Source organism: Roseateles sp. GW821-FHT09G09 (assembly GCF_059415965.1).
In genome coordinates this window covers 1-25,196 of the sequence record NZ_JBWKOG010000002.1, presented here as the reverse complement: position 1 = coordinate 25,196, position 25,196 = coordinate 1, and the positions used below count along the sequence as shown (strand labels likewise).

Genomic DNA, 25,196 nt, shown 5'->3' with positions numbered 1-25,196 from the left:
GCCCGCCGGAGGGCGGGCCTTGAGGCGGCGCGGGGCGGCCCGCGCCGGGTGACGTCGGCGAGGCATCGCCGCGTCGTGCAGGTCGACGCTCAGTCGGCGTACTGACCCGCCGCCTTGATGATCGGCGTCCACTTGTTGATCTCGTCGGAAACGAACTTCTTGTGCTCGGCCGGGTTCACGCGGTTGTCGGTGACGATGACGGCCCCCAGCGCTTCCTCGCGCTTGTGGAACTCGGCATCCTTCAGCGCGGTCTTCAACGCGGTGTTGATCTTGTCCAGCACCGCCTTCGGCGTGCCCTTGGGCGCGTACATGCCGTGCCAGATCGTCACGTTGAAGCCCTTCAGGCCGGACTCGTCCAGCGTCGGCAGCTTGGCCAGCGAACCGCCCAGGCGCTTGGTCGTCGAGACCGCATAGGCCTTGACCTTGCCGCCGTCGATCTGCGTCGTGGTGTTGGTGGTCTGGTCGCACATCAGGTCGACCTGACCGCCGATCAGGTCGGTCATCGCCGGGCCCGTGCCCTTGTACGGCACCGTGGTCATGTCGATCTTGACCGTGCTCATGTACAGCAGGCCGCACAGGTGCGACGCGGAACCCAGGCCCGCGTTGGCCAGGTTGATCTTGCCCTTGTTGGCGCCCAGCCACTTCACCAGCTCGGCGTAGTTGGCGGCCGGCAGGTTGGGACGCGAGATCAGCGTCATCGGCACTTCGTTGATCAGGCCCAGGTACTCGAAGTCGTCCAGCGTCTTGTACTGCAGGTTGCGGTACAGGGCCGGCGAGGTCGAGATGCCGATGTGATGCAGCAGCAGCGTGTAGCCGTCCGGCGCGGCCTTGGACACCTTGGTCGCGCCCAGCGTGCCGCCGGCGCCGCCGACGTTCTCGATCACGATCGTCGCGTTGAGCGGCTTGCGCAGCGCCTCGGCCAGGTCGCGCGCGACCTTGTCGGTCGGGCCGCCGGCGGCGAACGGGACGACGATGGTCACCGGCTTGTCCGGGTATTCGGCCCAGGCAGCGCCGACGCTCAGCGCCGCGACGGAGGCGAGCAAGATCTTCTTCATGGTGTCTCTTCCTCGTTGGAGGTGTGGGTGATGGCGCGGATGCTAGGTCGCCGCCTCACATTGCAACTTACGGAAACTACGTAAGCCGGGATACCCCCGAGGGGGTGGAACCGGAATTCAGTCGAACTTCCGCAGGTCCTCGATGACTTTTCCGTCGTTGGGCAAGGCGCCCGGCTCGACCACCACCACCTCTCCCCGCAGCTTGGTCACGTCGCGCAGCGCCACGGCCAGCCCGGCGGCCAGACCTTCGGGGACGCCGCCGTCGGTCTCGACCCGCAGCGTCATCCGGTCCTGTGCCATCTCGCCCTCGACGACCAGCCGCCCGCGCCGCGCCTGCGGGAAGCGCCGCAGCACCTCGGCGACCTGGCCGGCATGCACGAACATCCCGCGCACCTTGGCACTCTGGTCCGCGCGCCCCATCCAGCCTCTGATGCGGACGTTGGTGCGCCCGGTCGGACAGGTGCCGGGGAGCACCGCCGACAGGTCGCCGGTGCCGAAGCGGATCAGCGGGTAATCGCGGTTGAGCGTGGTGACGACGACCTCGCCCACCTCGCCGTCGGGCACCGGATCGCCGGTGCCGGGTCGCACGATCTCGAGGATCACGCCCTCGTCGACGACCAGTCCCTGCCGCGCCGCGGTCTCGTAGGCGATCAGCCCCAGGTCCGCGGTGGCGTAGCACTGGAAGCCGCTGACGCCGCGTTCGCCGCACCAGTCGCGCAGCGCGGCCGGGAAGGCCTCGCCGCTGACCAGCGCCTTGCGCACGGACAAGGCCTGCCCCTGCTCCGCCGCCTTGTCGAGCAGGATCTTGAGGAAGCTCGGCGTGCCCACGTAGGCCTGCGGCCGCAGTTCCGCCATCGCCTGCAACTGCAGCTCGGTGTTGCCGACGCCGCCGGCGAAGACCGTGCAGCCGAGCGCCTCCGCGCCGCCCTCCATCATGGCGCCGGCCGGCGTCAGGTGATAGCTGAACGAGTTGTGGACCAGGTCGCCCGCCCGCAGCCCCGCCGCGTGCAGCGCGCGGCCGACGCGCCAGTAGTCGCGCCCGTGTCCTTCGGGCTCGTAGATCGAGCCCGGCGACTGGAACACGCGACGCGCCCCGCCGTCGCGCTTCAATCCGCGCCAGCCGATCGTCGAGAAACCACCGAAGGGCTCGAACGGCACACGCCCCGCGTCCGCGCGCACCGCCTGCTGACGGGCCAGCAGCTCCGACTTGCGCGTCACCGGCAGACGCGCCAGCGCGTCGCGGGTGCGGACCAGGTCCGGCTCCACGTCGCCGAGCAGTTCGCCGAAGGCCTCGGTGTTCTGCCGCGCGTTGGCCACCTGGTGCGGCAGCGACGCCAGCAGCGCGGCCTCGCGCGCGGCGGGGTCGCGCGTCTCCAGCGCGTCGTAGAAGTCGCGATCGGCGGCGCCCATCACTCCTCCGCCCACTGCGCCAGACGCCGCTTGAGGTCGTCCTGCAGCTTGCGCACGTCGGCGGCGTTGCGGCAGACGCGCGTCTCCCAGTCGGGGCTGCGCGCCGGCTTCTTCGCCAGCTTCGCGGTGATCTGGCCCTCGCCGGGCGTCAACTGGAGGACCTCCTGGTTCTCGAAACTCCAGCCGGTGCCGCGCTCGGTCAGCGCGCGCAGGTCGCGCAGCGCGCGCTTCAACTGCACCAGCGCCTCCTCGGCCTTGAACGGCGGGGGCGCGAAGAAGTCGTTGTCCATGAACTGCTCTCCCATCAATCCTTGAATTCAGGCCAGCCAGCGCTTGCGGCGCTTGTAGCTCTTCACGTCGCGGAAGCTCTTGCGGTCGGTGCCGCCCATGCCGAGGTAGAACTCGCGCACGTCCTCGTTGTCGCGCAGCGCCTGGGCCTGGCCGTCCATGACGACCCGGCCGTTCTCGAGGATGTAGCCGTAGTCGGCGTAGCGCAGCGCCATGTTGGTGTTCTGCTCCGCCAGCAGGAAGGTCGTGCGTTCCTTGCGGTTGAGGTCGCGCACGATCTCGAAGACCTCCTCGACGATCTGCGGCGCCAGACCCATCGAGGGCTCGTCCAGCAGCACCATCTTCGGATCGGCCATCAGCGCCCGGCCGATCGCGCACATCTGCTGCTCGCCGCCCGAGGTGTAGGCGGCCTGCGAGCTCCGCCGCGTCTTCAGGCGCGGGAAGTAGGCGTAGACCTTCTCCAGCGTCCGGGCCACGGCGGCCTTGCCGTCGGTGCGCGTGTACGCGCCGGTGAGCAGGTTCTCCTCGATCGTCAGGTGCGCGAAGCAATGCCGCCCCTCCATCACCTGCACCACGCCGCGGTGCACGAGGTCCGCCGGCGTGAGCCGCTCGATGCGCTCGCCGCGCAGCTCGATCGAGCCCTTGGTGACCTCGCCGCGTTCGCCCGCGAGCAGGTTGGAGACCGCCCGCAGCGTCGTGGTCTTGCCGGCGCCGTTGCCGCCGAGCAGGGCCACCACCGCGCCTTCGGGCACGCGCAGCGAGACGCCCTTGAGCACCAGGATCACGTGGTGGTAGATGACCTCGATGCCGTTGACGTCGAGCAGCGCGGGCGCCGCCACGCCGGCCGGCGCGGCGGTGGAAGGAACGGAGGTGGCTTGCATGGCGGTCGTGCTCAGGCAGGGTTCAGACGACGTTCAACCGCAGCTGCGCGGCTTCAGGTTCTTGTCCTTGGCGTACTTGGCGGCGTACTCCTTGACCAGCGGATCGATGTGGGTCTTGTCCGACTGGTACCAGTCGGACGCGAGGTTCCACTTCGCGCCGTCCCACTGGACGATGCGCGCCCAGTCCGTGCCCATGTGGTTGGCGCAGCTGGTCTGCACCGGCCGCATGACCTCGCCGAAGCCCAGCGCCTTGAGCCGGTCCGCGCTCAGGTTCAGGTTCTCGAAGCCCCAGCGCACCTGCTCGGGCGTCATGACCTTGCCCTTGCCGAACTTCTCCTGCGCAGTGCGGATCGCCTCGACCTGCAGCATCGAGATCATCATGCCCCGCGTGTGCGCGATCGCGCCGAGACCGGTGGCCGGACCGGTGCCCTGGCCCTTGTCGTAGACGAACTTCTTCAGCTCGTCATGGACCTTGTCCTTGGCCGAGCTGTTGTGCAGCGTGATTGCGTTGTAGCCCTTGGCGCCGGCGCCGATGTCCTTGACATCGTGGTCCGAGCCCGCCCACCAGATCGCATAGATCTTCTCGCGCGGGTAACCGCTGGCCTGCGCCTCGCGGATGCCGGCCGGCGTCATCACGCCAGCGGACCAGAACAGCACGTAGTCGGGCCGCTGCTGGCGGATCTGCAGCCAGGTCGACTTCTGCTCGACCCCGGGCGGCGTGACCGGGTACAGCAGCACCTCGAAGCCTTCGGCCGCGGCGCGCTTCTGGATCAGCGGGATCGGTTCCTTGCCGTAGGGGCTGTCGTGATAGACCAGCGCGATCTTCTTGCCCTTGAGCGAGCCCTTCTCCTTCTTCGCGATGTCCTGCAGCATCACGTCGGCGGCGGTCCAGTAGGTGCCCAGCAGCGGGAAATTCCATTCGAAGACCGTGCCGTCGGCAGACTGCGACAGCCCGTACCCCGGCGTCTCGACGACGACCTTGTCGACGATGGCCTTGTCCGTCACCGCGAAGGTGATGCCGGTGGACTGGGTGTCGAAGCCGGACGCGCCACCGCCCTTGCCCTTCAGGCGCTCGTAGCACTCGACGCCCTTGGCGGCGTCGTACGCGGTCTCGCATTCCTCGAAGGCGAGCTTGACGCCGTTGACGCCGCCGTCGCGCGCGTTGATCAGCTTCAGGTAGTCCTGCTTGCCGTCCGCCCAGGGCATGCCCAGCGGTGCGAACTGGCCGGTGCGGTACACCAGCAGCGGGATGAACTGCTCATTGGCCGCCTGCGCCTGCGCGGCGACGGGCAGCAACGCGCCCGCCAGTGCCGCGAGGGATAGCGCGCCACGCGCCAGGGTCTTCAAGCTCATGGTGTCGTCTCCTGATGGTGCACTCTGCGGTGCGGTTTGAAATCTCGTGGACTCAATGCGCGATCGACGCTGGATCGATCGGGGATCAGTGGGGGAACGGCCACAGGCGCAGCTTCTGGCGCGCCGTAGACCAGAGCCGCGCAAGCCCGTGCGGCTCGACGATGAGGAAGAACACGATCAGCGCGCCGAAGATCATGTGCTCCAGGTGCGAGGCCGTGGCCGTCGACAGCGGCAGGCCCAGCCAGTGGGGCACGCGGTTGAGCAGCAGCGGCAGCAGCACGATGAAGGCGGCGCCGAAGAAGCTGCCGACGATGGAGCCCAGCCCGCCGATGATGATCATGAACAGCAGCTGGAAGGACTTGTCGATGCCGAAGGCCGCCGGCTCCCACGCGCCCAGGTGCACGAAGCCCCACAGCGCGCCGGCCACGCCGACGATGAAGCTGCTGACCGCGAAGGCCGTCAGCTTCGCGTGCACCGGCCGGATGCCGATGACGGCGGCGGCGACGTCCATGTCGCGCATCGCCATCCACTCGCGGCCGATGGCGCCGCGCACCAGGTTCTTGGTCAGGATGCCGCACACGACCACCAGCGACAGGCACAGCAGGTAGCGCTGCGCCGGCGTCTCCAGCGGCAGTCCGAAGAGCTGCAGCGTGCCGACGCTCACCGAGCCCGACGACGAGTTGTTCGTCACCCACGGCACGCGGTTGGTGAACCAGTCGATGAAGAACTGCGCCGCCAACGTCGCGACCGCGAGGTAGAGCCCGCGGATGCGCAGGCTCGGCAGGCCGAAGATCACGCCGCAGACCGTCGCCGCCAGGCCGCCGCCGATCAGCGACAGCGGCAGCGGCATGCCCTCGATGCGCACCTGCAGGTTGTAGGCCGCGTAGGCGCCGACGGCCATGAAGGCGCCGGTGCCCAGCGAGATCTGCCCGCAGTAGCCGACCAGCACGTTCAGGCCCAGCGCCGCGAGCGAGAGCACGAGGAAGGGGATCAGCACCGCGCGGAAGGTGTAGTCGCTCGCCAGCCAGGGCACGGCGACGAAGGCGATCAGCGCCAGCGCGAGCACCGCCCGCCGGTCCTGCGCGACCGGGAACAGCGCCAGGTCCGCGCGGTAGGAGGCCTTGAACTGGCCGTTTTCACGATAGAACACGGATCGTCTCCTTGATCGGTCGTCGAGCGGGCACTCAGACGCGATCGATGATCTTGTCGCCGAAGAGGCCTTGCGGCCGCACCAGCAGGAAGCCCAGCGCGAGCACGTAGGCGAACCAGTTCTCGATGCCGCCGCCGACGGTGGGGCCGAGGTAGATCTCCGACAGCTTCTCGCCGACGCCGATGATCAGCCCGCCGACGATGGCGCCCGGCACCGAGGTCAGCCCGCCGAGGATGACGACCGGGAAGGCCTTCAGCGCGACCAGCGAGATCGAATACTGCACGCCCAGCTTGCTGCCCCAGATGATCCCGGCCACCAGCGCGACCAGGCCGCCGACGGACCAGACGATCACCCAGATGCGCGACAACGGGATGCCGATGGACTGCGCGGCCTGGTGGTCGTCGGCGACCGCGCGCAGCGCGCGGCCGGTGCGGGTCTTCTGGAAGAACAGCGACAGCAGCGCCACCAGCGCCGCGGCGATCACGGCCGAGTACAGGTCTTCCTTGTTGAGCAGCAGGCCGCCGGGGAAGCTGTCCTCGAGCACGAACAACGGGTCCTTCGGCAGGCCGACATCGATCTTGTAGGTCGCGCTGCCGAAGAGCAGCTGGCCGGCGCCGTCGAGGAAGTAGCTGATGCCCAGCGTCGCCATCAGCAGCGTGATCGCCGGCTGGTTGACCAGGCCCCGCAGCGCCAGCCGCTCGACCAGCCAGGCGACGACGACCATGCAGGCCGCGGCGGCGACCAGCGCCAGCGCGTTGGCCAGCAGCAGGCTCTCGAAGCCGAGCCACTGCGGGAACCATTCGGCGAAGCGCGCCATCGCCAGCGCCGCGAACAGCACCATCGCGCCCTGCGAGAAGTTGAAGACGCCGGAGGCCTTGAAGATCAGCACGAAGCCCAGCGCGACCAGCGCGTACAGCATGCCGGCCATCAGCCCGCCGAAGACGGTTTCAAGGAAGAAGCCCATGATGTTGTCCTGTCTGCTCTCTGCTGCTTCCTGCCGTCACTCGCCCGCGCCGAGGTAGGCGCGGATCACCTCGGGATTGGCGCGCACCTCGTCGGGCGTGCCGTCGCCGATCTTCTTCCCGTAGTCCAGCACCACGACGCGGTCGCTGATGTCCATCACCACGCCCATGTCGTGCTCGATCAGGACGATGGTCGTGCCGAACTCGTCGTTGACGTCCAGGATGAAGCGGCACATGTCCTGCTTCTCCTCGACGTTCATGCCGGCCATCGGTTCGTCGAGCAGCAGCACCTTGGGCTCCATCGCCAGCGCGCGGCCCAGGTCGACGCGCTTCTGCAGCCCGTAGGACAGGCCGCCGACAGGCGTCTTGCGATGCGCCTGGATCTCGAGGAAATCGATGATGCGCTCGACCTTCTCGCGGTGCTCGATCTCCTCGCGCGCCGCCGGGCCGAGCCGCAGCGCCTGCCACAGCAGGTTGCGCTTCATGTGCAGGTTGCGGCCGGACATGATGTTGTCCAGCACGCTCATGCCCTTGAACAGCGCGAGGTTCTGGAAGGTCCGCGCGACGCCGCGCTCGGCCATGCGGCGAAGCCGCGTGTGCGGGCGCCACTTCCGCACGTCCTCGCCGCGGTAGCGGATGTCGCCCTGCTGCGGCTGGTACACGCCGTTGATGCAGTTCAGCATCGAACTCTTGCCGGCGCCGTTGGGGCCGATGATGGCCCGGATCTCGTGCTCGCGGACGTCGAAGCTGATGTCGTTGAGCGCCTTCACGCCGCCGAAGGACAGCGAGATGCGCTCGACCTCGAGGATCGTGTCGCCGATGCGCCGTGCGCTCATCAGGCGGCCCTCCGGGTGTGCGTGAAGGTGGCGGCTTCCTCGATGCGCAGGTCGGCGCTGACGCTGCCGCTGCGGCCGTCCTCGAAACGGACCGCCGTCTCGATGTACTGCGACGCCTTGCCCACGTAGAGCGCGTCGATCAGCACCGCGTACTTGTCCGCGATCGCGCCGCGACGGACCTTGCGCGTGCGGGTGAGCTCGCCGTCGTCGGCATCGAGCTCCTTGTGCAGCACCAGGAAACGCGTGATCTGGCTGCCGGCCAGCCGCTCGTCCTGCGCGAGGTCGGCGTTGACCTTCTCGACGCAGTCCTTGATCAGCGCCAGCACCTCGGGCTTGCCGGCGAGATCGGTGTAGCCGGCGTAGGCGAGGTTGCGACGCTCGGCCCAGTTGCCGACGGCCTCGAAGTCGATGTTGACGAAGGCGCAGACGTGGTCCCGTCCGTCGCCGAAGGCCACCGCCTCCTTGATGAAGGCGAAGAACTTCAGCTTGTTCTCGACGTACTTGGGCGCGAACATCTCGCCGTCGTGGGCGCCGCCGCGCAGGCGGCCCACGTCCTTGGCGCGGTCGATGATCTTCAGATGGCCGCCCGCGTCGAGGAAGCCCGCGTCGCCGGTCCGGTACCAGCCGTCGGCGCCGAGCACCTCGGCCGTCGCCTCCGGGTTCTTGTAGTAGCCCTGGAGCAGGCCGGGCGAACGCACCAGGATCTCGCCGTTGTCCGCGAGCCTGATCTCGACGCCGTCGATGGGCACGCCGACGGTGTCGGACTTCGCCTCGTGGTCCGGCTGCAGGCAGACGAAGACGGCGGTCTCGGTCGAGCCGTAGAGCTGCTTCAGGTTGATGCCGATCGAGCGGTAGAAGCTGAAGAGATCCGGCCCGATCGCCTCGCCCGCCGTGTAGGCCACGCGCACCCGCGAGAAGCCCAGCGCATTGCGCAGCGGGCCGTAGATCGCGAGGTCGCCGAGCCGGTACTTGAAGCGTTCCCAGGCGTCGACCGGCTGGCCGTCCATCAGCGCCGGGCCGACGCGGTGGGCCAGCGCCATCGCCTTCGCGAACAGCCAGCGCTTGGGCGCGCCGGCGTCCTCCATGCGGATCATGACGCTGGTGAGCAGGCCCTCGAAGACACGCGGCGGCGCGAAGTAGTAGGTCGGCCCAATCTCCTTGAGGTCGATGCTGACGGTGCCCGCCGACTCCGGGCAGTTGACGACGTAGCCGCAGGCCAGCCACTGCGCGTAGCTGAAGACGTTCTGGCCGATCCAGGCGCAGGGCAGGTAGGCGAGGACCTCCTCGTCGGCGGTCAGCTTGTCGAAGCGCGCGCCGGCCTGGGCGCGGTCGATCAGCGAGGTGTGCGTGTGCACCACGCCCTTCGGATGGCCGGTGGTGCCGGAGGTGAAGAACATCGCCGCCACGTCGCCGGCGCGGCCGGTCTCGACCTCGCGCTCGAACCAGCCGGGGTGCCGCAGCGCATGCGCGCGGCCGTCGTCGCACAGGCCGTCGATCGAGGCCAGGCCGTCGGCGGCGTAATGCCGCAGGCCGCGGGGGTCGTCGAACCAGATGCGCCGCAGCGCGGGGCATTGCTCGCGGATCTCGAGCAGCTTGTCGACCTGTTCCTGGTCCTCGACGACGGCGAAGGCGACCTCCGCGTTCTGCAGCGGGAAGGCGAATTCGGCCGCGACCGCGTCCTGGTACAGCGGCACGGGGATCGCGCCCAGCGACTGCGCGGCGAGCATCGAGGCATAGAGCCGGGGCCGGTTCTCGCCGATCACGACGAGGTGCTGGCCGCGCGTCATGCCGGCGGCAGCGAAGCCGTGCGCCAGGTCGCGCACGAGCGCCGCCAGCGCCGCCCAGTCAAGCGTCTGCCAGATGCCGAGCTCCTTCTCGCGCAGCGCCGGCGCATGGGGGCGCTGGGCGGCGTGATCGAGCAGCAGGCGGGGGAAGGTCTGCTCCACCGTCGTCTCCTTTGTGCTCCCCGCTGTCGCCGTCTCTGATGGAGGCGCTCTGGCCGCGGGGTTGCGCCGACTGTAGGCCGGCCCATTGACGTCGTGTTGTCATCGCGACGACATTCCTAGGGAGAGTTCGGGGGAGCGTTTTCCCGGATCAGACGGGCGTTCCCTCCTGGGGTCGACGTGTCCAGTGCGTGCCCACGGACCGCAGGTATCGGAAGAGATCAGGCAGTGCGGCGGCCTCCGGCGCCTCGCGAACGACAGTCGGTTGTTGTTTCGGCCGTTGCAGGACGGCGGCCGCCTGCACCGCGCGGTCGATGCGCTCTTGCAGTGTCAGCGTCTCCGCGACATGGGGCTCAACAGGCTCTGGTTGTCCCATCTGCGTGATCGCGTCGCGCCGTGCCTGGCGATCGGCCGCCGGTCGCAGCCCTGGCGCGACGGTCAGGGCCTTCTCTCCCCAGGCAGGCGCGGTGTGGGATTCGGCGCGTTGAATGCCGTCACACAGGTCTCGCAAGCGCTTCTGCAAGGCGGCCAGAGAGTCCGGGTTCTTCAGATCCGAGTACCACTGCCCGAAAGACGAACTGCTCAGTTCCAACATCTCGCGGTGGCCCTTCTCCCTGCAGCGCCACACCATGGCACTCATCGACATGCCGACCTGGACAGCGTTCCGCGGAATGGCGATCTCATTCGGGCACATCGATCCCATTTCGCGGCCGTCGCAGGTCAAGTCCTTGACGACGAGCGACATCACGTCATCGCTCAAGGACATCATTTCTTCGAGATAGCCGCGCAGCCGCTCCGTCTGCGCGACGGGATCTTCGCTTCGCGATTCCTGCGCCGCCTTCAGCAATACCCCGGCCCTGGCCAAGAAGAACTTGAGACCGCCATGCCCCCCCTTCATGAGACGGTCGACCGTCTCCTTGATCGTTCGCAGGTGGTGGGCCTGCTCCTTGATCGCGAGCCGGAGTTCCGCGGGGGACGCGAGCAGCTTCGTGGCGTGCCGATCGAGCAGCGTTTCAGTCTGCGTGGTCAGTTCATTCAACTGCGAGCGGACCTCGGCGTTGTACTGATCCTTTGCAAGCTGGTCCTCCGGCGTCCAGCAGCTGACCGGGATGGTGGGGCAAGCAGCCATTGGAAAAGAATGCATCGTCGTTACTGGAGAAAACATCGCGTCACACGTCAAAAAGTAGGAAGCTGCGCTAGTGGGCGAGGTTGTCACACGGGTTCCTGCTCCGTGTTTCCCCCAGGGCATCGCGTCAGGTTCGTGTCATGCACAGGCGCGATGAACGGGGGATGGCCCCGACCACCGACACCGTTGTCCACGCCGCGCCGGGCTCCCCCCCGCCCGCGGCCCTGCAGCCGCCCCACGCCGGGGCCGTGCCGACGCAGCCGATCCGGTTGCGCGCACGGGCTGCGAGCGCGCAGGAGATGGGCGCCATTCCCTGGCTGAAGGCGATCGAGCCCGAGTTGCGCGAGCGCGTCGCTTCCAGCATCCAGGTGGCGGAGGTCGAGGTCGGCGAGCGGATCTGCCGCATCGGGCGCGAGGCCAACTACTGGTTCGGTGTCATCGACGGTCTGCTGAAGATGAGCAACGACGATGCGGCGGCGCGGCAGGTCACCTTCACGGGGGTGCCGCCGGGGGGCTGGTTCGGCGAAGGCACGCTGCTCAAGCGGGAGGCCTACCGCTACAACATCCAGGCGCTGCGGCGCAGCGTGGTCGCGGGCTTGCCGCTGGAGAGTTTCCACGAGTTGCTGGGGACCAGCCTCGCGTTCAACCGCTATGTGCTCAACCAGCTCAACGAGCGCCTGGGACAGTTCATCGCCGCGCGCGAGATCGACCGCCAGAGCGACCCCGACCTGCGCGTGGCGCGCAACCTGGCGGCGCTGTTCCACCCGCAGCTCTACCCCGGCGTGAACGGGCTGCTGCGCATCACGCAGCAGGAGTTGGGGCACCTGGTGGGACTCTCGCGCCAGCGCGTCAACGAGGCCCTGCGCCACCTGCAGGAGCAACGCCTCATCGCCGTGGAGTACGGCGGACTCCGGGTGCTCGACCTGGCGGGGCTGCGGGTCTATCCGCAGCAGTAGCGCCGGCATCGCCCGACGACCTCTCGGCATCCTCCTTCGCGCGACGTCGCCCGTTGTAGAACGCCAGCCCGAACACACACGCCGCGATGATCGCCGCGTTGCCTGTTGCCCTCAGCACGGCTTCGGCCAGAGAAAACCGGTCCAGGTTGAGAGCGGCGTTGAGACCGAAGACGATCGCCAGGAATCCGATCAATTGAAGACGGCCCCCTGCTGAAGCCAGGAAGTCCGCATGACGCGTCATCACGAAGATGAAGACGATCGAGTTGAAGAAGAACTGGATGTCGAAGTTTTTCATGGTGGGCGTTGAAGGAAGAGGGAAGAGCCGGGGCGTGGTTGAACGCCCCGGCCGTTCATCGATCCATCAACGCTTCGAGAAGGCGTGCGAACCACTTGTCGCGTACGCCCCCATCGCGGCGACTGCCGCCGAGCTCGCGTACAGGCCCACGCCACCGAAGAAGCCCGCAACGCCCCCGAAGAGAGCGGATGCAGCGATCTGGCCAGCGTTTCCTCCAGTCAGATAGGTGCCCACGCCTGCGCCAACCGCACCTGCGACAGCGCCTGCGGGTCCGAAGCCGCCATGAACCTGATCCATCTCCTCCGCAGTCAATGGCTGCATGCCTTCCGCCAGCGCAGCTGCGTTGCTGGATGGCGTTTCAAGGGATGTGGACGCATGGAAAGTCGTCATTGAAGTCTCTCGTTGAGTTGAGAAGCGCGATCGACATGACCGTCTTCGTCCCATGACTCAGGTCAATGGGACGATCTCATTGCATCCGCCACTCGGACTTGCTTCCATGACCGAAAGATGTGCAGCTTCGTGCAGGTGTCAAACATGCGAGTAGGCCGAACCACCCAAAGGGGTGGAAGGCAACACCTGGCACGCGCCGCGGCGCGCCCGATCACGCCCCGAACGGCGTCGCTTCCGGCGGCTCTTGCGGCAGGGCCGCGTACTGCCCGGCGTTGATCTCGTAGAGCAGGCTGGCGGCCTCGCCCGGGCAGTCGGCGACGGAGCCGGTCAAGCGCAGGCCGACCCGTTCCAGCGTCTTGCGCGCCGCCGTGTTGCCCGGCGCCAGCAGCGCGTGCACCGACGTCGCATGCAGGCTGTCGAAGGCCAGCGCCAGCGCCGCCGTCGCCATCTCCGCCGCGTAACCCCGGCCCCAGTGATCGGACAGGAAGTGGAACTCCAGCAGCAGCGCCGGTACGCCGCAGATGCGGCCCCGGCTCAGTCCGCCGAATCCGATCGCGCCCAGCGAGGGCTGCTCCCTCAGCGCCACCGCCCACGGTCCCAGCCCGTCGCGCGTCCACAGCGCGCGCCAGTGCTCCAGCCGCTCGGACGCGGCCGGGCCGCCCGCGTCGAACCGTCGGTTCGCGGGATCGGTCAGCAGGTCGCGGAAGCTGCGGGCATCCGCTGCGGCAGGCGGACGCAAGCTCAGCCGGCGGGTCGCGGTGAGCCGCTCGACGGCGGGGATGGAGATGAAGGGCGCAAGCATAGGGTTAACCCGCAAATTATGCGCCAAAGCCGGATTTCAAGTGCAGCGTCGACCGAGCGGTCGGTGACAGGCCCGGACTTGCGTCACGAAACGTGACGAAGCGCAAGGAACCGCAGAAGCTTTGAACTCCGTGCGCGCCAATCGCCCGTTGATCACCCGTTGATCACCCGTTGATCACCCGTTGATCACCCGGCGATGGCCCGGTAATGGCCCGCTGTTCGCCCCAATCCCGGGCGATGCCCCTCACAGGGGCCCTGCCGACAGCCCGCGGACAGGTCGGGAGGGCCTCGCTCGCATAGCATTCCTCACATCCGCGGGCCCCGACGGGGGGAACTCCTTCCCTCCAGGACCCGTCCCCCAGGACGACGCGGCGCACGGCGCCGCAGGAACGAGAGCCACGTGATGAAGCTGCTGGTCATCGAAGACAACCCGGACATCGTCGCCAACCTGTTCGCCTACCTCGAGCCGATGGGCTACGCGCTGGACGTGGCCCGCAACGGCCTGGGCGGCCTGGCGCAAGCCGCCGCCGGCTCCTACGACGCGATCGTGCTGGACCTGACCCTGCCCGGCCTGGACGGCCTGGACGTCGCCCGGCGCCTGCGCAAGGACTTCAGGCGCCCCACCCCCATCCTCATGCTGACCGCCCGCGACACCATCGCCGACAAGGTCACCGGCTTCGAGAGCGGCGCCGACGACTACCTCGTCAAGCCCTTCTCGCTGGTCGAGCTGGAGATCCGGCTCAAGGCGCTGATGCGGCGCTCGCACGGCCTGAACCTCAGCTCGGCGGTCAGCTACGCGGACGTCAACTTCGACCCCGACACGCTGGAGGCCACCCGCGCCGGCAAGCCGCTGCAGCTGACGCCCACCGGCTACAAGCTGCTGTCCGCGCTGCTGCGCGAGGCGCCCAAGCTGGTCCGCCGCGAAGACCTCGAGCGCGAGGTCTGGGGCAACGACCCGCCCGACAGCGACGCGCTGCGCACCCACATCCACGCGCTGCGCGCGGCGCTGGACAAGCCCTTCCCCGTCCCGCTGCTGAAGACCCACCCGGGCATCGGCTACCGGCTGGTGTCGCCCGATGCGGGATGAGCCGCGGCACGGTCTCGGCGATCCACGCGACATCCAACGCGCCCCCCCACGCGACCCCCCCCGCGGCGCCGGCCGCACGAAGGCCGCGCCCACCACGCTGCGCACGCGCGTGGCCGCCGCCTTCCTGCTGCTGACGCTGCTGGTCTGCGGCGCCTTCGCGGTCGCCGCGGTGCGCATCGCCTCCAGCATCGAGGACCGCCTCGTCGACCAGCGCCTGGACCGCACCGCCGACGAGCTCATCGCCCGCGAGAAGCAGGGCCTGGAAGCCGACCTGCCGCCCAGCGTCACGCTCTACAAGGGCGATGCGATCCCGCCGGCGCTGCGCGGCAAGCCGCCGGGCAAGTACACGCTGCCGCAGGAAGACGCCACCTTCACCGCGCTGGTCCGCGACGACCTCGGGACGGTCTTCGTGCTGACCGACCGCGACGAGGACTTCGCCAAGATCGAGGCCGGCGTCTACGGCCTGCTCGGTCTGGCCTTCGTGTGCTGCCTGGGCCTGGCGCTGTTCCTGGCGCAGCTGACCGCGAGCCGCATCGTCGCGCCGGTGACCGCGCTGGCCCGCGCGGTCGAGACCGACGCCGCGCCGCGCGAATACCCGCTGCTGGACTCCACCGACGAACTGGGCGTGCTGTCGCGCGCGTTCGCGGCCAAGACCGAGGCCCAGCAGCGCTACCTGGACCGCGAGCGCTGGTTCACCGGCGACGTCAGCCATGAGCTGCGCACGCCGCTGGCGGTCATGCTGGGCGCCGCGGAGATCCTGAAGGCGCGCCTGCACGGCCGCGACGACATGGTCGAGCTGGCCGAGCGCATCCGGCGCACTGCGGCCGACACCAGCGAGCGCGTCGTCGCGATGCTGCTGCTGTCGCGCGACCCGGCCAGCATCGGCGCGCCGCCGACCGCGCTGCTGCCGCTGCTGCGCCAGGAGATGGAGCGCTGCCGGCCGCTGCTCAAGGGCAAGGCGGTCGAGATGACGCTGCACGCCGCGCCCGCCGACGCCGGCCTGGAAGTGCCCGCGCGGCCCGAGCTCGCGGCCATCGCGCTGGGCAACCTGATCCGCAACGCCTGCCAGTTCACCGACGAGGGTCGCGTTGACATCCGGCTCGAGGCCGGCCGCGTGGTCATCGAGGACACCGGCATCGGCATCCCGCCGGCCGTGCGCGACCGGATCTTCGACCGCTTCATGCAGGTCGACCCGGCCGGTGCCGGCAGCGCGGGCCTGGGCCTGGCGATCGTCAAGCGCGTCGCCGAGCACCTGGGCTGGACCGTCAGCCTGGAGGCGCCGGGCCGGGGAGGGACGCGATTCGTCCTGACTTTCCCCGCTTCGCCCGCAGCCGCCCCGTTGCCGAGAGGCCAGTCCGGAGATTCCGCCCACCTGGCTTGAAACAGCCCTGGACGGGGAGCGTCGTCGCCCTATACTGTATGCACATACAGTCACTCAACGCCGGTTGCTCGACCGGCGTTTCTGTCTCCGACGACGACCACCATGTCTCCCCTCTCCACCCCCCTTGTCCCGCTCCCGCTACCGCTCCCGCCGGCCGTGGCCGACGCGCTCTGGCGTGGCGACGAACTGGGGCGCGGCACCGACACCGTCTGGCCGAGCGGCTTCGACGCGCTCGATGCCGAACTGCCGGGCGGCGGCTGGCCCGGGCGCCAGCTGACCGAAGTGCTGCTGCCGCAGTTCTCGCTGGCCGAATGGCGGCTGGCGGGACCGGCGTTGCGACGCGTCGTCGCTGACGGCGCCGCGGTGGCGATGGTCGGACCGCCCAAGCGCCCTCACCTGCCCGGACTGATGCACCTGGGGCTGGACGAGCGGCACCTCGTCTGGATCGATGCCCGCGCGCCGTCCGAGCGGCTCTGGTGCGCCGAACAACTGATCAAGTCCAACGCCGCCGGCGCGGTGCTGGCCTGGATGCCGCAGGCCGCGCCCGAGCAGTTGCGGCGGCTGCAGGTGCTGGCGCAGTCGTTCGAAGGGCCGGTGTTCCTGTTCCGGCCGTTGTCGGCGCGCCATGACCCGTCACCGGCCCCGCTGCGCGTGCTGGCGACGATCGCCGTCGACTGGGCCCTGGACGTCCAGATCCTCAAGCGCAAGGGCCCCGCGCACGAGACCCCGCTGCGGCTGGCCTCGATCCCCGGCGGGCTCGAGCGCGTGCTGACGCCGCGCGTCATGCAGCCCAGCACGATGCGCCCGGTCGCCCCGGTGCCCGTGCCGGCCCCTGCGCCGGCCCCTGCGTCGGGCCCTGCGTCGGTTTGGGCCCCGGTCGTGGAGGCCGACGCGTCCGCCGACGCCGCTGCCCTGTCCCCGCGCGAGCCCGTCGCGCTCGCCCTGTTCCCGGAGTTCTCCCATGTTGTGGGTCGCGCTGATCCTGCCGCCTCGTCCGCCGGCGCCGTTTGAGGACCCGGCGACCGCGCCGCCGCCGCATCCCTGGGGGGTCTGCGCGGAGACGCAGGCGGGGCTCGCGGTGTGGTGCCTGCAGTTCACGCCGCGCGTGGCCTTGATGGAGGACGCCGTGGTGATGGAGGTCGAGGCCAGCCTGCGCCTGTTCCGGGGCCTGCCCGCGTTGAAGGCGCGCCTGAGCGACGAGGCGCCCGACCTGGGCGCCGTCGGCATCGGCTGGGCGCCGTCGGCCACGGCCGCGCTGGTGCTGGCGCGTTGCGGCGTGCTCGACCTCGGTGGACGCCTGCTGCAGGCGGTGCTGGACCCGCTGCCGCTGCAGACGCTCAGCGCCGGCGCGGAACACGCCGAGCCGCTGAGCCGCGCCGGCATCAACACGCTGGGCCAGTTGCGGGCGCTGCCGCGCGGCGGCATCAGCCGGCGCTTCGGCGCGGCGCTGCTGACGATGCTGGACCAGGCCTACGGGCTGCGGCCCGAGGCGCACGCCTGGGTCGCCCTGCCCGAGGATTTTCACGCCCGTGTCGAACTGCCCAGCCGCGAGGACCACGCGCCCGCGTTGCTGCTGGGCGTGCGCCCGCTGCTGATGCGGCTGTGCGGCTGGCTGGCCGCGCGCCACGCCGGCGCCACCGGCGTCACGCTGCACTGGGTGCACGACTCGATGCGCGCCAAGGACGCCGGCGAAGGCGGTTGCCTCACGGTGCGCACGGCCGAACCGATCCGCGAGCTCGAACACTTCTGCCGGCTGATGGCCGAGCACCTGGCCAAGACCCAGCTGCTGGCGCCGGTCGGCGAGTTGAGGCTGGAAGCGGTCGGCGTGCAGGCGCTGGTCGAGGACAGCGGCTCCCTGCTCCCCGACGTCGTGCGCACCGGCGAGACGCTCTACCTGACGCTGGAGCGCATCGCCGCGCGGCTCGGGCCGGAGCGCGTGCTGCAGCCCGTGCTCGCCGACGATCACCGGCCCGAATGGATGACGCGCTGGCGGACCTGCGGCGACGGCCGGACCCCGTCGCGTCGCCAGGGCCACCGGGGCCGTCACGCGGCGGTGCGCGCGCCGGACGTCCCGGAACCCGCCTTCCTGCTCGATCCGCCGCTGCGGCTGGCGGTGCGCGACCACCGGCCGCATTACCAGGGCCCGCTGACCCTGCTGATCGGCCCGGACCGCGTCGAAGGCGGCTGGTGGGACCGCGTACCCGCCACGGACCAGCAGGAGCAACATCATCGCCAGGTCACCCGCGACTACTGGATCGCCGTCAACGAGAACGCCGGCGTCCTCGCCGTCTATCAGCAACGGTTGACCGCGGTGGGGAACGAGGGCGACGACAAGCCTGCCGTCGAGGCGTGGTACCTCCACGGGATGTATGCCTGATGCCGCCGCCCCGGAGGGCTCGGCGCTCCCCGCTTACGCCGAGCTGCGCTGCCTCAGCAACTTCAGTTTCCTGAAGGGCGCGAGCTGGCCGGAGGAACTGGTCGAGCGCGCCAAGGAGCTCGGCTACGCCGCGCTCGCGGTCACCGACGAATGCAGCATGGCCGGCATGGTGCGTGCGCACGTGGCCGCGAAGCAGCATGGGATGACGCTGCTGGTGGGGAGCCAGTTCCTCATTGAACCCGGCCCGGACCCGGACCCGGAAGACGAGGGCCGGTTCACGCTGGTCGTGCTGGCCTGCAGCCTCAACGGCTACGGCAACCTGTGCCAGTTCATCTCGCGATTGCGGCGCTCGTCCGAAAAAGGCACCTACCGCTGCACGCTCGCCGACATCGGCCCGCAGACGCTGGACGACTGCGTCGTGATCGCCTGCCCGGACCGGCATGCCACGCCGGCGCAATTGCTGTCCATGGCGCGCTGGCTGCTGTCGCGCTTCACCGGGCGTTGCTGGCTGGGCATCGACCAGCCCCAGCATGCCGACGACGAGATCCGCCTGCTGCGCCTGCGCGAGGCCGGCGCGCTGACCGAGATCCCGCTGGTGGCTGTCGGCGACGTGACCATGCATGTGCGCAGCCGCAAGCCGCTGCAGGACGTGCTGACCGCGACCCGGCTGGGCAAGCCGCTGACCGACTGCGGCCAGGCGTTGGACCGCAACGCGGAGCGGCACCTGCGCCACCGCGGCCGTCTGGCGCTCAGCTTCCCGGCCGAGCTCCTCGCCGAGACGCTGCGCGTGATCGAGCGCTGCGATTTCAGCCTCGACGAACTGCGCTACCACTACCCGTCCGAGGTCGTGCCCGACGGCGAGACGCCGGCCAGCCATCTGCGGCGGATCACTTACGAAGGCGCGGGCCGGCGCTGGCCGGCGGGCATTCCGGCCGCGGCCAGCGAGCAGATCGAGCGCGAACTCGCGCTGATCGAGGACCTGGGTTACGAGCACTACTTCCTGACGGTGGCCGACATCGTCCACTTCGCGCGCTCGCAGGGCATCCTGTGCCAGGGTCGCGGCAGCGCGGCCAACTCCATCGTCTGCTTCTGCACGCATGTGACCGAGGTCGACCCGGACCGGACGCAGGTGCTGTTCGAGCGCTTCATCAGCAAGGAGCGCAACGAGCCGCCGGACATCGACATCGACTTCGAACATGAGCGCCGCGAGGAGGTCATCCAGTACCTCTACCGCAAGTACACCCGCGAGCGCGCGGCACTGGCGGCGGTGGTGATCTCCTACCGCGTGAAGAGCGCGCTGCGCGACGTCGGCAAGGCGCTGGGCTTCGAGCCCGAGGTGCTGGACACGCTGTGCAGCAACCACCAGTGGTGGGACGGCCAGACGATCGATGCGGAGCGGCTGCGCGAGTCCGGGCTCGAGGCCGACGACCTCGCGGTGCGTCAACTGGTCGAGATCACCTCGGAGCTGCTGGGCTTCCCTCGGCACCTGTCGCAACACCCGGGCGGCTTCGTGCTGACGCACGGGCCGCTGACGCGCATGGTGCCGGTGGAGAACGCGTCGATGCCCGACCGCACCGTCATCGAGTGGGACAAGGACGACCTCGACGCGGTGGGGCTGCTCAAGGTCGACGTGCTGGGGCTGGGCATGCTGACGGCGATCCGCAAGACGCTGGACTTCGTCGGCAAGCGCCAGCGCTATCCGTTCGAGCTGAAGGACATCCCGGACGGGGACGATGAGACCTACCGGATGATCCAGCGCGCCGAGACCATCGGCGTGTTCCAGATCGAGAGCCGCGCGCAACGCAGCATGCTGCCGCGATTGAAGCCGAAGAACTTCTACGACCTGGTCATCGAAGTCGCGATCGTGCGACCGGGGCCGATCCAGGGCGGCATGGTGCATCCCTACCTGCAGCGCCGGCAGGAACTGGAGCCCGTCGTTTATCCGCCGGGGCTGGAGTCCGTCCTGGAACGCACGCTGGGCATCCCGGTGTTCCAGGAGCAGGTGATGCAGATCGCGATGATCGCCGCCGGTTTCACCGGCGGGGAGGCCGACGATCTCCGCCGCTCGATGGCCGCGTGGAAGCGCAAGGGCAGCCTGGAGAAATACCGCGAGAAGCTGATCGACGGGATGCGGGAACGCGACTATCCGGTGTCCTTCGCCGAGCAGATCTTCGAGCAGATCAAGGGCTTCTCGGAGTACGGTTTTCCGGAGTCGCATGCGGCCTCGTTCGCACTGCTGGTCTACACGAGCAGCTGGTTGAAACGCCATCACCCGGCGGAGTTCTTGGCGGGGCTGTTGAACGCGCAGCCGCTGGGGTTCTATTCGCCGAGTCAGCTGGTGCAGGAGGCCAGACGCCAGGGCGTCGGGAAGCAGCGTGTGGAGGTGCTACCGCCCGACGTGATGCACAGCGACTGGGACTGCACGCTGGAGCGCGCGGATGGTCGCGTCATCCGGCCGACGCAGCGCGGCGCGGCGGCCGACACGATCGACGCGTTGCCGCTGGACGAGGACGGCATCGTCGTGGAGGATGACGGCGACCCCTTCCTCGACGCGGAGGAAGCGTTGGCGGCCGACGCGGCGCCGGTGAAGGTGCGATTGGGATTGCGGCTGGTCAAGGGCTTGCAGCAGGCCTCGGCGGGACTGATCTGCCGGGAGCGTCGGAACGGCCCCTTCAACGACGCGGAGGATCTGGCGCGTCGCACCGGGTTGAACCAGCAGCAGATGACGATGCTGGCCGCAGGCGATGCGCTGACCAGCATCAGCGGGCACCGCCGCCAGCAGATGTGGGACGCGGCCGCGCAGCACGCGCCGCCGCCGCTGCTGGCGTCGGCGCCGGTGCAGGAGGACTTCCTCGCACTGCCGCAGGCGCCGGAGGGCGAGGAGATCGTTTTCGACTACGCCTCGCTGGGCCTGACGCTGCGCCGCCATCCGCTGTCGCTGCTGCGGTCGCTGTTGCGCGAACAGCGCTGGATGTCGGCGGAGGAACTGAACGAGTTGCCCGACGGCCGACCGGCGCGCGGCTGCGGCATCGTGACCGTCAAGCAGCAGCCGGCGACGGCCAAGGGCACGATCTTCATCTCGCTCGAGGACGAGACCGGCGACATCCAGGTCATCGTCCACCGCGCGCTGTGGCAGCGGCAGCGCCACGTCATGCTGCATTCGCGGCTGATGGCGGTGAAGGGCAAGTGGCAGCGCAGCGGCGAGGTGCGCAACCTCATCGCCGGACACCTGGAAGACCTGACCCCGATGCTGGGGCGGCTGAGGACGGAGAGCCGGGATTTTCATTGACAAAGGCAAGACACACCGATAGCGACCGCCTCGGCGGTCGAGAACAACTTCCGCGCAGCGGGTGTCTGCGTCAAGTCGTCCTCCACCACCATGCGAATCAGCACATTGGTGTCCAGGGACACCCTCACGGCTCACTGCCCCACATCTTCTCGATGGCTTCGTTCATGTCCCCGATAGAGACATCCCCTTCTACCCGGCGCGGCTTGTGTGCAAGGAACCCGATGAAGTCCCGGATATCGCCGGTGCGGGCGGCCCTGATCACGCAACGGCCACGGGACATGAGGTAGACCTCCAACTGCCCTCCGGGCTTGACGTTGAGATGCTCAAGCACCTCACGATCCATGGTGATCTTCCGGCGGCTCGACACAGTCATCGGTGGAACTTCGACTAAGTCTTTCATCTGCGGTACCCCTGGCCTTTGCGAACATGAAGGGCTGAAAGACTAGCCCTCGATGCTTCCGAAAAACCGTCTCTCCCCCTGACTTCCGTCAAAGGTGGGAGAGATCGCCGGACCTCCCCCTGATGTAGGCCCCGTCCGACGATGACATGCGTCCTTGTGGGGATCCCCATGCAATGCGGCTTGCGGAAAGATCGGTTCAACTGTCCTTCTGCCGACCTCGCCGCCGACCTCCCAGGTCATGCCGGAAAGGCGGCCTCAAGACCATGAAGAAGATCGCCGCCCTTCCCGATGCGATGCCCGTGCCGGCACCGGTCATCTGTTCCCCGTCCTGGGCCCTGCTCGGCATCGAGCCGCTGCGCGCCGCCATGGAATATGCGAGCTGCCGGATGATGGACCGCAGCGGCCATCCGCCCGGCGACGGCCATCCCGTCATCGTGTTCCCCGGCCTCGCCGCCGACGCGCAGTCGATCGCGCCGCTGGTGGGTTTCTGCCACGGACTCGGCTACGCGGCGCGCGACTGGGGACGGGGCATCAACACCGGTCCGACCGGCGACATCGACCTGTGGCTCGACACGCTCGCGGCCGACATCGAACTGCTCGTCGCCGGACAGTCCCAGCCGGTCTCGCTGGTGGGATGGAGCCTGGGCGGCATCTACGCGCGCGAGATCGCCAAGCGCATCTCGCTGCCGGTGCGGCAGGTCATCACCATCGGCACGCCGATCACCGGCGAGGCGACCCAGACCAACGTCAGCCTCATCTACCGCTGGGTCAACGGCGCGCTGCCGGTGCTCGACGACGACTTCAAGTCGCGCCTCATCGCCGCGCCGCAAGTGCCGACCACCTCGATCTACAGCCGCAGCGACGGCGTCGTCGCCTGGCAGGCCTGCGTGCAACCGGAGGATCATCCGATGGTGGAGAACGTCGAGGTCGACGGCAGCCATTGCGGCCTGGTCTGGAATCCCGCGGTGCTCAAGGTGGTGGCGGATCGGCTGTCCCACGCACCCGGCGCGTGGCGGCGATACGGCGACAGCGCCGATGCGGTGGCCGCGCTCGCGGCCCGACCGGCCCGACCGGCCAACTGAGCCGCCAGCGCCCGGTGAGGCGCACCCGACGCGGACCCCTAGACATCGATTCAACACAGTAAAAAAGCGGAGCCGAAGCTCCGCTTTTTTTACTTGCGCTCGCGTGGGCCGAAGCCGTTGCTCGCGCTCGCGCGGGCCGAGGCCCGCGCGTTCCCGTCACTACCGGATCAAGGCGATCAGGATGATGATGGGAATGGGGACGCCCAGGAAAAAGAGCAGCAACGATCGCATGTGAGTTCTCCTTGTCTCAGTCGATGAGGTCGCGTTGCCGGCCGCCGACAGTGGCCAGCAAGCTCGCGGTGAACGCGCCGATCAGCAGCGCGACGACCATCCACAACGCCGTCGTCAGCGCCGTCTTGCGGGCGGCGTCGGCGGCTTCTCGTGCACGCGTCTCCAAGGTTTGCGCCTCGGCGCGGGCCTTCTGCAGCGTCTCGGTGACGCGCCGTTCGGCTTCCGGCTGGGTCAGGCCGGTGCGTTGCGCCACCAGTTGTCCCGCGGCGCGCGTGTCATCCGGCGACAGCGTGCCGCCATCGCGCACGGCACGGACCAGCAGACGATTCAGCGATGCCGACGATTGCTCGTCCGCGTGGACCATCGAGGCATCCGGCCAGGCGCGCAGCGTTGCCGGATTGGCCCCGGCGGGCGCTGCGGACGGCGCCGGCGCGGTGGTTGTCGATGCGGTGGCCGAGGGACGCAGCAGCGTGTCCACGTAATAGCCGAAGTCACCGCTGCCGAGCGCGGTCCGGGCCGATGGGCCGGAGGCACCGTCCTTCGCGCCGGACGCATCGGCGGCCGTCGCGGCCGCGCCCGTCGCAGCCGCTGCCCCGGTGGCCGCCGTTCCGGCCGCCACCGCCGCACCCTTCACCCCGATCCCGGCGATCGCGCCGACCGAGGCGGTCAGCACGGCAGCCGTGAACAAGGTGGCCACGGCCCAGGACAACATCCCGTGCGCCGTGTCGCGGAAATGGACCTCGTTGGCGTCGGTATCGCGCCAGCGGACCCGCAGCCGCCCGGCGAGATAACCGCCGAGGCCCGAGGCCGCGAGTTGCGTGAAGGCCAGCCACACGATGCCCGCCACGCCCAGCGCCGCGGCGCTCGCACCGTCATTGGCCCAGGGCGACACGGCGGACAGCCCCAGTCCCGCCCCCAGCAGCAGCAGGATCAGCGACAGCGCCGCCGCGGCCGTCGCCCCGGCCAGCACCGCGCCCCACGACACCGCGGAATTCGACGCGCGGGGCGCGACGACCCCGTCCACGCCGGTCTCACCTGGATACCAGGCCTCATTCTTTGCCACCATGGCAGTCCCCTCGAGTTGTGATGCAGAGCTACAGGCAAGGGGCGGGCCTGACGTTTCGTTACCCAGCGTCCCGACGAGCCCGCCGCAATCCGCCGCGACCCGCCGCGACCCTCCGTAACCCGCGTGCGTAACGCCCGTTACGCCAACGTCGTCACACCGTGAACGCGCGCGGCGCAGAATGCGCCACCGATGACTGCGCCCCCTGCTCCCGCCCGCGCCCCGGCCCCGGCCCCGGCCGCTGCTGCTGCTGCTCCTACTGCTGCTGCTGCCTCTGCCGCTGCTGCCCCTGCTGCCGCGTCCGCCGTCGGCCTGCCCACGCATCGCGTCCAACTGCTGCCGCAAGGCTTGCGCATCGATGGACAGCCCGAGCTGCGCAGCCGCCTGCTGCCGCGTCTGATCGCCGCGCTGCTGCAGGCGCACGAGCAAGGCCTCGCGCGCGTCGACAGCCCCTGCTCGCGCGCCGAGCTGCGCGAGCGCATCGCCGGCATGGCCGAGCTGCATCGCACCCAGGTCTGGCGCGCGCTCGCCCTGCTGGACGACGGCGCGCTCGCCGCGCTGATCGAGGCCAGCGCCCGCAGCAGCGGCCCGTTCTGGCTCAACGCCCCACTGCTGACGACCTGCCGCTTCGAGATCGACGGCGAGCCTGCGACCGGCGAGGCGCTCGCCCGCTGGCTCGGCCAGCAGCGCCCGGTGCGCGCCCCGGCCGCCGCGCCGCTGCTCCCGCTGGCCTACGCCGAAGCGCTCGCCCGCGCCGACTACCTGCTCGACCGCGGCGAGCTCTATCCCGCGCGCCTCGCGCTGCAGCAGGCCGCGCCGCACGTGCCGCCGGGCGACGAC

At 69.4% G+C, this 25,196-nt stretch carries 22 protein-coding genes and 1 pseudogene; 8 read left to right on the top strand and 15 right to left on the bottom strand.

Annotated elements, in window-relative coordinates; genetic code table 11:
• Positions 1 to 89 precede the first annotated feature (89 nt).
• From AC07O8_RS04975 to AC07O8_RS04930, 10 genes are all read right to left on the bottom strand, one after another.
• The gene (locus AC07O8_RS04975) at positions 90 to 1,055 is read right to left on the bottom strand and encodes a tripartite tricarboxylate transporter substrate-binding protein (RefSeq protein ID WP_495046994.1); all 966 of its coding nucleotides are present in this window, start codon (positions 1,053 to 1,055) and stop codon (positions 90 to 92) included.
• Between the two features lie 117 nt (positions 1,056 to 1,172).
• Positions 1,173 to 2,465 (bottom strand): phenylacetate--CoA ligase family protein, encoded by a 1,293-nt coding sequence (locus tag AC07O8_RS04970; RefSeq protein WP_495046993.1) that lies wholly within the window; start codon positions 2,463 to 2,465, stop codon positions 1,173 to 1,175.
• Positions 2,465 to 2,755 (bottom strand): hypothetical protein, encoded by a 291-nt coding sequence (locus AC07O8_RS04965; protein WP_495046992.1) that lies wholly within the window; start codon positions 2,753 to 2,755, stop codon positions 2,465 to 2,467. Before AC07O8_RS04965 ends, AC07O8_RS04970 begins: the two co-directional genes overlap by 1 nt.
• Positions 2,756 to 2,782: 27 nt before the next feature.
• Positions 2,783 to 3,634, bottom strand: coding sequence for an ABC transporter ATP-binding protein (locus AC07O8_RS04960; protein WP_495046991.1), 852 nt, complete (start codon positions 3,632 to 3,634; stop codon positions 2,783 to 2,785).
• A gap of 33 nt (positions 3,635 to 3,667) precedes the next feature.
• On the bottom strand, positions 3,668 to 4,987 hold the full coding sequence (locus AC07O8_RS04955; protein WP_495046990.1) for an ABC transporter substrate-binding protein: 1,320 nt from the start codon (positions 4,985 to 4,987) through the stop codon (positions 3,668 to 3,670).
• Between the two features lie 85 nt (positions 4,988 to 5,072).
• Positions 5,073 to 6,137 (bottom strand): branched-chain amino acid ABC transporter permease, encoded by a 1,065-nt coding sequence (locus AC07O8_RS04950; protein WP_495046989.1) that lies wholly within the window; start codon positions 6,135 to 6,137, stop codon positions 5,073 to 5,075.
• 34 nt (positions 6,138 to 6,171) lie between these two features.
• Positions 6,172 to 7,101 carry a branched-chain amino acid ABC transporter permease gene (locus tag AC07O8_RS04945; RefSeq protein ID WP_495046988.1) on the bottom strand — a complete coding sequence of 310 codons (930 nt, stop codon included), beginning with the start codon at positions 7,099 to 7,101 and terminating at the stop codon, positions 6,172 to 6,174.
• 36 nt (positions 7,102 to 7,137) lie between these two features.
• Positions 7,138 to 7,935: an ABC transporter ATP-binding protein gene (locus AC07O8_RS04940; protein ID WP_495046987.1), complete on the bottom strand. Its 798-nt coding sequence runs from the start codon at positions 7,933 to 7,935 to the stop codon at positions 7,138 to 7,140.
• Positions 7,935 to 9,881, bottom strand: coding sequence for an AMP-dependent synthetase/ligase (locus AC07O8_RS04935; protein ID WP_495046986.1), 1,947 nt, complete (start codon positions 9,879 to 9,881; stop codon positions 7,935 to 7,937). The genes AC07O8_RS04940 and AC07O8_RS04935 overlap by 1 nt, the downstream gene beginning before the upstream one ends.
• A 148-nt stretch (positions 9,882 to 10,029) precedes the next feature.
• Positions 10,030 to 11,022: a hypothetical protein gene (locus tag AC07O8_RS04930; protein ID WP_495046985.1), complete on the bottom strand. Its 993-nt coding sequence runs from the start codon at positions 11,020 to 11,022 to the stop codon at positions 10,030 to 10,032.
• 281 nt (positions 11,023 to 11,303) lie between these two features.
• Here AC07O8_RS04930 and AC07O8_RS04925 point away from each other — a divergent pair, with 281 nt between their 5' ends.
• The gene (locus AC07O8_RS04925) at positions 11,304 to 11,960 is read left to right on the top strand and encodes a Crp/Fnr family transcriptional regulator (protein ID WP_495047599.1); all 657 of its coding nucleotides are present in this window, start codon (positions 11,304 to 11,306) and stop codon (positions 11,958 to 11,960) included.
• Here the strand turns inward: AC07O8_RS04925 and AC07O8_RS04920 are convergent.
• The 3 genes from AC07O8_RS04920 to AC07O8_RS04910 form a co-directional block, all read right to left on the bottom strand.
• A complete protein-coding gene (locus AC07O8_RS04920) occupies positions 11,890 to 12,255 on the bottom strand; it encodes a hypothetical protein (protein WP_495046984.1) in 366 nt (121 codons plus the stop codon). The two genes, AC07O8_RS04925 and AC07O8_RS04920, sit on opposite strands and share 71 nt — an antisense overlap.
• 66 nt (positions 12,256 to 12,321) lie before the next feature.
• On the bottom strand, positions 12,322 to 12,645 hold the full coding sequence (locus AC07O8_RS04915; RefSeq protein ID WP_495046983.1) for a hypothetical protein: 324 nt from the start codon (positions 12,643 to 12,645) through the stop codon (positions 12,322 to 12,324).
• Positions 12,646 to 12,856: 211 nt separating this feature from the next.
• Entirely contained in the window at positions 12,857 to 13,447 is a 591-nt protein-coding gene (locus tag AC07O8_RS04910) for a GNAT family N-acetyltransferase (RefSeq protein ID WP_297525797.1), read from the bottom strand.
• Positions 13,448 to 13,849: 402 nt separating this feature from the next.
• Here AC07O8_RS04910 and AC07O8_RS04905 point away from each other — a divergent pair, with 402 nt between their 5' ends.
• The 5 genes from AC07O8_RS04905 (at position 13,850) to AC07O8_RS04885 (ending at position 21,580) form a co-directional block, all read left to right on the top strand.
• Entirely contained in the window at positions 13,850 to 14,533 is a 684-nt protein-coding gene (locus AC07O8_RS04905) for a response regulator transcription factor (protein ID WP_297525796.1), read from the top strand.
• A complete protein-coding gene (locus AC07O8_RS04900; RefSeq protein WP_495046982.1) occupies positions 14,523 to 15,914 on the top strand; it encodes a sensor histidine kinase in 1,392 nt (463 codons plus the stop codon). Before AC07O8_RS04905 ends, AC07O8_RS04900 begins: the two co-directional genes overlap by 11 nt.
• A 156-nt stretch (positions 15,915 to 16,070) precedes the next feature.
• Positions 16,071 to 16,925: a translesion DNA synthesis-associated protein ImuA gene (gene imuA / locus AC07O8_RS04895; protein ID WP_495046981.1), complete on the top strand. Its 855-nt coding sequence runs from the start codon at positions 16,071 to 16,073 to the stop codon at positions 16,923 to 16,925.
• Positions 16,876 to 18,291 carry a Y-family DNA polymerase gene (locus AC07O8_RS04890; protein WP_495046980.1) on the top strand — a complete coding sequence of 472 codons (1,416 nt, stop codon included), beginning with the start codon at positions 16,876 to 16,878 and terminating at the stop codon, positions 18,289 to 18,291. The genes imuA and AC07O8_RS04890 overlap by 50 nt, the downstream gene beginning before the upstream one ends.
• Positions 18,284 to 21,580, top strand: coding sequence for an error-prone DNA polymerase (locus AC07O8_RS04885; protein ID WP_495046979.1), 3,297 nt, complete (start codon positions 18,284 to 18,286; stop codon positions 21,578 to 21,580). Before AC07O8_RS04890 ends, AC07O8_RS04885 begins: the two co-directional genes overlap by 8 nt.
• Positions 21,581 to 21,704: 124 nt before the next feature.
• Here AC07O8_RS04885 and AC07O8_RS04880 read toward each other — a convergent pair whose 3' ends face one another.
• Complete coding sequence (locus tag AC07O8_RS04880) at positions 21,705 to 21,980, bottom strand: AbrB/MazE/SpoVT family DNA-binding domain-containing protein (RefSeq protein WP_495046978.1); 276 nt, start codon at positions 21,978 to 21,980, stop codon at positions 21,705 to 21,707.
• 263 nt (positions 21,981 to 22,243) lie between these two features.
• Between AC07O8_RS04880 and AC07O8_RS04875 the strand changes: the two genes are divergently transcribed.
• Positions 22,244 to 23,062: a hypothetical protein gene (locus AC07O8_RS04875; RefSeq protein ID WP_495046977.1), complete on the top strand. Its 819-nt coding sequence runs from the start codon at positions 22,244 to 22,246 to the stop codon at positions 23,060 to 23,062.
• 247 nt (positions 23,063 to 23,309) lie between these two features.
• On the opposite strand, the gene AC07O8_RS04870 is transcribed toward AC07O8_RS04875, so the two are convergent.
• Positions 23,310 to 24,359: a hypothetical protein gene (locus AC07O8_RS04870; protein ID WP_495046976.1), complete on the bottom strand. Its 1,050-nt coding sequence runs from the start codon at positions 24,357 to 24,359 to the stop codon at positions 23,310 to 23,312.
• Positions 24,360 to 24,548: 189 nt separating this feature from the next.
• Between AC07O8_RS04870 and AC07O8_RS04865 the strand changes: the two are divergent.
• A pseudogene (locus tag AC07O8_RS04865) lies at positions 24,549 to 25,196 on the top strand (hypothetical protein); the annotation flags it as partial.